The organism is Pseudomonas sp. K5002 (assembly GCF_013386655.1).
Lineage (GTDB): Bacteria > Pseudomonadota > Gammaproteobacteria > Pseudomonadales > Pseudomonadaceae > Aquipseudomonas.
Map to the genome: position 1 here is coordinate 1 of NZ_JACARK010000364.1, position 6,484 is coordinate 6,484.

A 6,484-nucleotide genomic window follows, 5' to 3' on the forward strand; every position below is an offset into this window, starting at 1 on the left:
GCCGCTGGCGAGCCCCAGGCTTACGCACTGGCGCGGCAGTCGGCGCAAAGCACCGAAAGCCGCAGCCTGTCCAACGTGAAGTGGTTCCCGTTGTACGCTGCGGCTGACTCCTCCGAAGCCGTGCCCAGCGTGCGTGTGCAATCCACGTCCACCGGCACGCTGGTGCAAGTGCAGCCGCCGAGCCAACTGGAGGCCGGCGAAGAAGTGCTGCGCGGCTGGCTGCTCGATGCGAGTGCGATCAAGGCCCCGTTGCAGCAACTGATCCTCGACTGGACCAGCGAGCGCGACGGCTTCCAGCGTTTCAGCATCGAAGCCAGCGACGACTTGCAGCACTGGCGCGCCTGGGGCGAAGGGCAGGTGGCGCGGTTGTCGTTCGCCGATGAGCGCGTCGAGCAGCATGAAGTGAGTTTGCCGGGGCAGTCGGCGCGGTATCTGCGCCTGCTGTGGAAAGGCCAGGCGGCACCGGCGCTGACGTCGGCGCAGTTGGAGAGTGTCAGCGCCCACAGCCTGCCGTTGCCGCTGGTGTGGTCGCAGCCGTTGTCGGGCAGCCGGCTCAAGGCCGGGGAATACAGCTGGCAGTTGCCCAACGCACTGAACGTCGAACGCTTGCGAATCGACTTGAGCCAACCCAACAGCCTGGCGCCGGTCACCTTGTCGGGCCGCCGGGAAAGTAATCAGGCCTGGCAGCCCATGAGCAGCGGTTTGCTCTACAGGTTGACGCAAAATGGCCAGGACGTTTTACAGAACGAACTGCAGTTGCCGGGCCAGGCTGTTGCCCAGCTCAAGCTCGACGTGGACGAGCGTGGGGGTGGCCTGGGCGTGGAGGCGCCGACCTTGAGCTTTGCGGTGCGGGCCACGCAGTTGGTGTTCCTGGCGCGGGGCGAGCCACCGTTCACCCTTGTGCTCGGCAATCCGTCGGTGAAAGGCGCGAACTTGCCGCTGTCGACCCTGATTCCGGACTACAGCGCCGAACGTCTCGCGGGGCTTGGGCAGGCCAAAGTGGCGGGCGAGGCGGTGGTCACATCGGCTGCGGTCGCGGCCCCGGTTGTTGCCGGGCCGAACTGGAAAAAGCTCGGTCTTTGGGCCGTGCTGCTGCTCGGTGTGGCGGCCCTGGGCGCCATGGCCTACAGTTTGCTGCGCAAGCCACCGGTGGCACGTTAAATAAAGTCCATGAACTCTATTGGGTTTAAATCCTCTGATAGGAGGAAATACGCCCCGACTCGCGTTAAACTGCGCGGGTTTTTAGCCCCCCCATTTCCGGAGCCTTCCATGTCCCGCGTTACCCTGAGTCGCTATTTGATCGAGCAGACCCGCAGCAACAACACGCCTGCCGATCTGCGCTTCCTTATCGAAGTGGTGGCGCGTGCTTGCAAGGAAATCAGCCACGCCGTGTCCAAAGGCGCGCTGGGTGGTGTCCTGGGCAGCATGGGCACTGAAAACGTACAAGGCGAAGTGCAGAAGAAGCTTGACGTGATCTCCAACGAAATTCTGCTCGAAGCCAACGAGTGGGGCGGTCACCTGGCCGGCATGGCGTCCGAAGAAATGGACAATGCCTACCAGATCCCGGGCAAATACCCGAAAGGCGCATACCTGCTGGTATTCGACCCGCTGGACGGTTCGTCGAACATCGACATCAACGCGCCAGTCGGCACCATCTTCTCGGTACTGCGTTGCCCGAACGAATACCTGAGCCAGAACGAAGCCCTGAACGAAAAGGCCTTCCTGCAGCCGGGCACCGAGCAGGTAGCTGCCGGTTACGCGATCTACGGCCCACAGACCATGCTGGTGCTGACCCTGGGCGACGGCGTCAAGGGCTTCACCCTGGACCGCGAAATGGGCAGCTTCGTGCTCACCCATGAAGACATCACCATTCCTGCGTCCACCCAGGAATTTGCAATCAACATGTCCAACCAGCGTCACTGGGAAGAGCCGGTTACCCGCTACGTGGGCGAGTTGATGGCCGGCGAAGAAGGCCCGCTGAAGAAGAACTTCAACATGCGCTGGGTGGCTGCGATGGTTGCCGACGTGCACCGCATCCTGACCCGTGGTGGCCTGTTCATGTACCCACGCGACAGCCGTGAGCCGTCCAAGCCGGGCAAGCTGCGCCTGATGTACGAAGCCAACCCGATGTCGTTCCTGGTTGAACAGGCGGGCGGTGCGTCCACCGACGGCCACCAGCGCATCCTCGACATCCAGCCGGAAGGCCTGCACCAGCGCGTAGCGGTGTTCCTGGGTTCGAAGGAAGAAGTTGAGCGTGTGACCGGCTACCACAAGGCGTAAGTCCTTGCGGTAAGCAAAAGCCCCGAAACGTTTCAGCGTTTTCGGGGCTTTTTTGTTTTCGCTCGTCGGGAACCAGACACCTCTTTTCCCTTCTAAGCTTCTGGCAGACCCCCAAGCTGCTTCGTCTCTCCAGGAGTTTTTCCATGTCGTTACGCCGTCTCGCCCTGTTGTCGTTTTGCGTGCTTCTGGCCGCTTGCAGCAAGGTCACTCAAGAAAATTACGCAAAACTGTCGGCCGGCATGCCAAAGGCCGAGGTGGAGTCGTTGTTGGGCAAGCCGACTGATTGTTCTGGCGCGCTGGGTATGTCCAGTTGCACCTGGGGCGATAAAAACAGCTTTATCAGCGTGCAATATGCCGGTGACAAAGTACTGATTTTTTCCGGGCAAGGCCTGAAGTAAACCGGGGCGAAAGCCTGCGGGAGAAAAACAACATGATGCGTTTCGTTCTCTACCTCTGCGCCAGCCTGTTTTTGGCGGGCTGCGCCAGCCATTCTGGCGATGATCTGCAACCCAAGACTGTTGGCAGCGTCAACCTCAAGCGTTACCAGGGCACCTGGTATGAGTTGGCCCGTTTGCCGATGTACTTCCAGCGCAATTGTGCGCAGTCCGAAGCCCGCTACACGCTGTTGCCCGATGGCAACATGTCGGTGTTCAACCGCTGCCTGACCCCTGAGTGGAAGTGGCAGGAAGCCAAGGGCACCGCAACGCCGCAGGTCGCCGGCAAGACCGACAAACTGTGGGTCGAATTCAATAACTGGTTCACCTCGCTGTTGCCGGGCGTGGCCAAGGGCGATTACTGGGTGCTGTACGTCAGCGATGACTACAAGACCGCCATTGTCGGCAGCCCGAGCCGGCGCTACATGTGGTTGCTGTCGCGCACACCGACGGTCAGCGCCGACACCCGCGAAGACCTGCTGAGCAGGGCGCGGCAGCAGGGGTATGACACCACGCGTTTGATCTGGCGTACGTCGGACAAGCAGATGGCGAAGACCTCGCAGTAATACGAAACAGCGCCAATCCAATGTGGGAGCGGGCTTGCTCGCGAAGGCGGTGTGACAGTCACCGGATGTATTGACTGATCCACTGCTTTCGCGAGCAAGCCCGCTCCCACATTTGTTATGTGTCGTCTGTCAGCCCAGCAAATCCCGCAAGACCTGGGTAAACGCCCGGCTGCTGTCTTCTTCGGCGGCGTGACGCCCGTCGCGCACCACCCACTTCCCGTTGACCAGCACGTCGCGCACCTGGCGATCACCACCGGCAAACAACCAGCGATTGAGGATCCCGTCTTCGTTCGCTGTCGCCAGGTACGGATCGTTGCCGTCCAGCACCAGCCAGTCCGCACGCTTGCCAACTTCCAGGCGCCCAATCGGCTGCCCCAACGCTTCGGCACCGCCGTCCAGCGCGGCATCGAACAGCGTACGCCCAACCATCGGCTGATCGCTGCGATACAGCCGGTTGCGCCGCTGGTCCCGCAGCCGCTGCCCATATTCCAGCCAGCGCAATTCTTCCACCACGCTCAGTGATACATGGCTGTCGGAACCAATCCCCATGCGCCCGCCCTGGGCCAGGAAGTCCACCGCCGGGAAAATCCCGTCGCCCAGGTTGGCTTCAGTGGTCAGGCACAGCCCGGCAATCGCCCGGCTCCTGGCCATCAACGTCACTTCTTCCGGATTGGCGTGGGTGGCGTGCACCAGGCACCAGCGCTGATCCACTTCAACATGGTCATACAACCATTGCAGCGGGCGCTGGCCGCTCCAGGCCAGGCAGTCGTCGACTTCCTTCTGCTGCTCGGCGATGTGGATATGCACCGGGCACGCCTTGTCGCTGGCGGCCAGCACTTCGCTGATCTGTTGCGGTGTGACGGCGCGCAGCGAGTGGAAACACAGGCCCAGCCGTTGTGCCGGTTGCGCGGCCAGAATCGGTTGCAGGCGTGATTGCAGGCTCAGGTAATTTTCGGTGCTGTTGATAAAGCGGCGCTGGCCTTCATTGGGGGCCTGGCCGCCGAAACCGGAGTGGCTGTAGAGCACCGGCAACAACGTCAGGCCGATACCGCTGCTGGCGGCGGCCTGGCTGATTTGCCGCGACAGCTCCGCAGGGTCGGCATAGGGCTGGCCGCTGACGTCGTGGTGCACGTAGTGAAATTCGGCCACCGAGGTGTAGCCGGCCTTGAGCATTTCGATATACAACTGGCGCGCGATGACCTGCAACTGGTCGGGGCGGATCTTGCCGACCATCCGATACATCAGGTCGCGCCAGGTCCAGAAACTGTCATTCGGGTTGCCGGCCACTTCCGCCAGCCCGGCCATCGCGCGCTGGAAAGCGTGGGAATGCAGGTTCGGCATGCCCGCCAGCACGGGGCCCCTGAGCCGTTCGGCACCGTCTGCACTGGCATTGGGCTCAACCTTGGTCAGCAGGCCATCGGCGCTGACTTCAAGACGTACATCGTTGGCCCATCCATTAGGCAGCAGCGCGCGTTCGGCAAAGAAAGCGGACATGATTCAGGCACCCCAGTCGTGTGTTTATTTGTATATACATATACAGACGTTTGCCTGCTCGGTAAACTCCGGCAAGCTATGCTTCTTTTTCACCTACAAGGATTTCCTGTGTCGACTCCGCCCGCCAAGTCTCCACTGGCTGCCCACATGGACGAAAGTCCGGCGCCCTTGTATGCCCGCGTCAAACAGATGATCAGCCAGCAGATTCTCAACGGCAACTGGCCGCCGCATTATCGCGTGCCTTCGGAGAGCGAACTGGTCAACCAGTTGGGCTTCAGCCGCATGACCATCAACCGCGCCCTGCGCGAGTTGACTGCCGAAGGCCTGCTGGTACGCATGCAAGGTGTGGGCACCTTTGTCGCCGAGCCCAAGAGCCAGTCGGCGCTGTTTGAAGTGCACAACATTGCCGATGAGATCGCCTCCCGCGGTCATCGCCATACGTGCAAGGTCATTACCCTCGGGGAAGAAGCCGCCGGTTCCGAGCGCGCCGTCGCGCTGGAAATGCGCGAAGGCGGGCGGGTGTTCCACTCGTTGATCGTGCACTACGAAAACGACATTCCGGTGCAAATCGAAGACCGTTTCGTCAACGCCCTGGTAGCACCAGAATACCTGCAGCAGGATTTCACCCAGCAAACGCCCTATGCCTACCTCAACCAGGTGGCGCCGCTGACCGAAGGCGAGCACGTGGTCGAGGCGATCCTGGCCGACGCCGACGAATGCAAGCTGCTGCAAATCGAAACCAGCGAGCCATGCCTGCTGATTCGCCGCCGCACCTGGTCTGGCCGCCAGCCGGTCACGGCCGCACGTTTGATCCACCCCGGTTCCCGTCATAGCCTGGAAGGACGTTTCAGTAAATGAGTTCGATGAAAGTCTGGCGCGCTACCGATTACATTCGCATGCCGTGGAAAAACGGCGGCGGCAGCACTGAAGAGATCACCCGTGACGCGGGGGAGGGCCTGGACGGTTTCGGCTGGCGCCTGTCGATTGCCGATATCGCCGAGTCGGGCGGGTTCTCCACCTTTGCCGGGTACCAGCGCATTATCACCGTGCTGCAAGGCTCGGGCATGGTGCTGACGGTGGATGGCGAGGAACAGCTCGGGTTGTTACCGCTGCAGCCATTCCCGTTCAAGGGTGACAGCCAGGTGTCCTGCCGCTTGATCGGCGGGCCGATCCGCGATTTCAACCTCATCTATTCGCCGCAGCGCTATCAAGCGCGGTTGCAATGGATGGACGGCACGCAGCGTTTCTTCAGTGCCGCGCACACCGTGCTGGTGTTCAGCGTGGCCGATGAAGTGAAGGTGCTCGGTGAGCGGCTGAACCGTCACGACTGCCTGCAACTGGACGGTAACACCGCCCTGCTGGACATCAGCGTGATTGGCCGTTGCTGCGTTATCGAATTGACTGCCGCCGCTTGAATAGGTGGGGGGTTCTTCCCCCACATTTTGTTTCCCTCTTCCCGCACCAACTTGTTACCGAACGCCCCAGCATGGCGCAAAGCCCTGCCTCGATGACAAGTCTCCCGCACTGTAAAAATCCCCCGTAAGAAAATTCATCATGCTGCGAAGCCTTGTTTTCCAAGGCTTCCACCCTCGTCCCGGAAAAATCTTCAAACCTTGCGCGCAAAGTTGGCCGCTTGATTGCATATGCTTGTATGTACAAGTAAAGATGTGTGCGTAAGAGTCCATGAACTTCCTCTTCGCACCCATCAAT

At 61.0% G+C, this 6,484-nt stretch carries 7 protein-coding genes; 6 read left to right on the forward strand and 1 reads right to left on the reverse strand.

From position 1 onward, the window contains the following. The 4 genes from HX846_RS17520 to HX846_RS17535 all read left to right on the forward strand — a co-directional run. Window positions 1-1,161, forward strand: a 1,161-nt coding sequence (locus tag HX846_RS17520; RefSeq protein ID WP_178965790.1) for a DUF3999 domain-containing protein, incomplete at its 5' end; no start/stop codon positions are given. 108 nt (window positions 1,162-1,269) lie between these two features. Next, on the forward strand, window positions 1,270-2,280 hold the full coding sequence (locus HX846_RS17525) for a class 1 fructose-bisphosphatase (RefSeq protein WP_003217989.1): 1,011 nt from the start codon (window positions 1,270-1,272) through the stop codon (window positions 2,278-2,280). 143 nt (window positions 2,281-2,423) lie between these two features. Beyond that, window positions 2,424-2,678 (forward strand): hypothetical protein, encoded by a 255-nt coding sequence (locus HX846_RS17530; protein ID WP_003217986.1) that lies wholly within the window; start codon window positions 2,424-2,426, stop codon window positions 2,676-2,678. A gap of 32 nt (window positions 2,679-2,710) precedes the next feature. Next, window positions 2,711-3,280 carry a lipocalin family protein gene (locus HX846_RS17535; protein ID WP_003217984.1) on the forward strand — a complete coding sequence of 190 codons (570 nt, stop codon included), beginning with the start codon at window positions 2,711-2,713 and terminating at the stop codon, window positions 3,278-3,280. Window positions 3,281-3,409: 129 nt separating this feature from the next. On the opposite strand, the gene HX846_RS17540 is transcribed toward HX846_RS17535, so the two are convergent. Next, window positions 3,410-4,774 (reverse strand): formimidoylglutamate deiminase, encoded by a 1,365-nt coding sequence (locus HX846_RS17540; protein WP_178965791.1) that lies wholly within the window; start codon window positions 4,772-4,774, stop codon window positions 3,410-3,412. Window positions 4,775-4,852: 78 nt separating this feature from the next. Here HX846_RS17540 and hutC point away from each other — a divergent pair, with 78 nt between their 5' ends. Both hutC and HX846_RS17550 read left to right on the forward strand, forming a co-directional pair. After that, a complete protein-coding gene (gene hutC / locus HX846_RS17545) occupies window positions 4,853-5,632 on the forward strand; it encodes a histidine utilization repressor (protein WP_173406113.1) in 780 nt (259 codons plus the stop codon). Continuing rightward, entirely contained in the window at window positions 5,629-6,189 is a 561-nt protein-coding gene (locus tag HX846_RS17550; protein ID WP_178965792.1) for a HutD family protein, read from the forward strand. Before hutC ends, HX846_RS17550 begins: the two co-directional genes overlap by 4 nt. The last annotated feature ends 295 nt before the right edge of the window (window positions 6,190-6,484 follow it).

Excerpts from the sequence above, each read along its gene's own strand:
- HX846_RS17550 (WP_178965792.1), top strand. The coding sequence starts at position 5,629 with ATGAGTTCGATGAAAGTCTGGCGCGCTACCGATTACATTCGCATGCCG.
- HX846_RS17525 (WP_003217989.1), top strand. The coding sequence starts at position 1,270 with ATGTCCCGCGTTACCCTGAGTCGCTATTTGATCGAGCAGACCCGCAGC.
- HX846_RS17530 (WP_003217986.1), top strand. The coding sequence starts at position 2,424 with ATGTCGTTACGCCGTCTCGCCCTGTTGTCGTTTTGCGTGCTTCTGGCC.
- hutC (WP_173406113.1), top strand. The coding sequence starts at position 4,853 with ATGCTTCTTTTTCACCTACAAGGATTTCCTGTGTCGACTCCGCCCGCC.
- HX846_RS17535 (WP_003217984.1), top strand. The coding sequence starts at position 2,711 with ATGATGCGTTTCGTTCTCTACCTCTGCGCCAGCCTGTTTTTGGCGGGC.
- HX846_RS17540 (WP_178965791.1), bottom strand. The coding sequence starts at position 4,774 with ATGTCCGCTTTCTTTGCCGAACGCGCGCTGCTGCCTAATGGATGGGCC.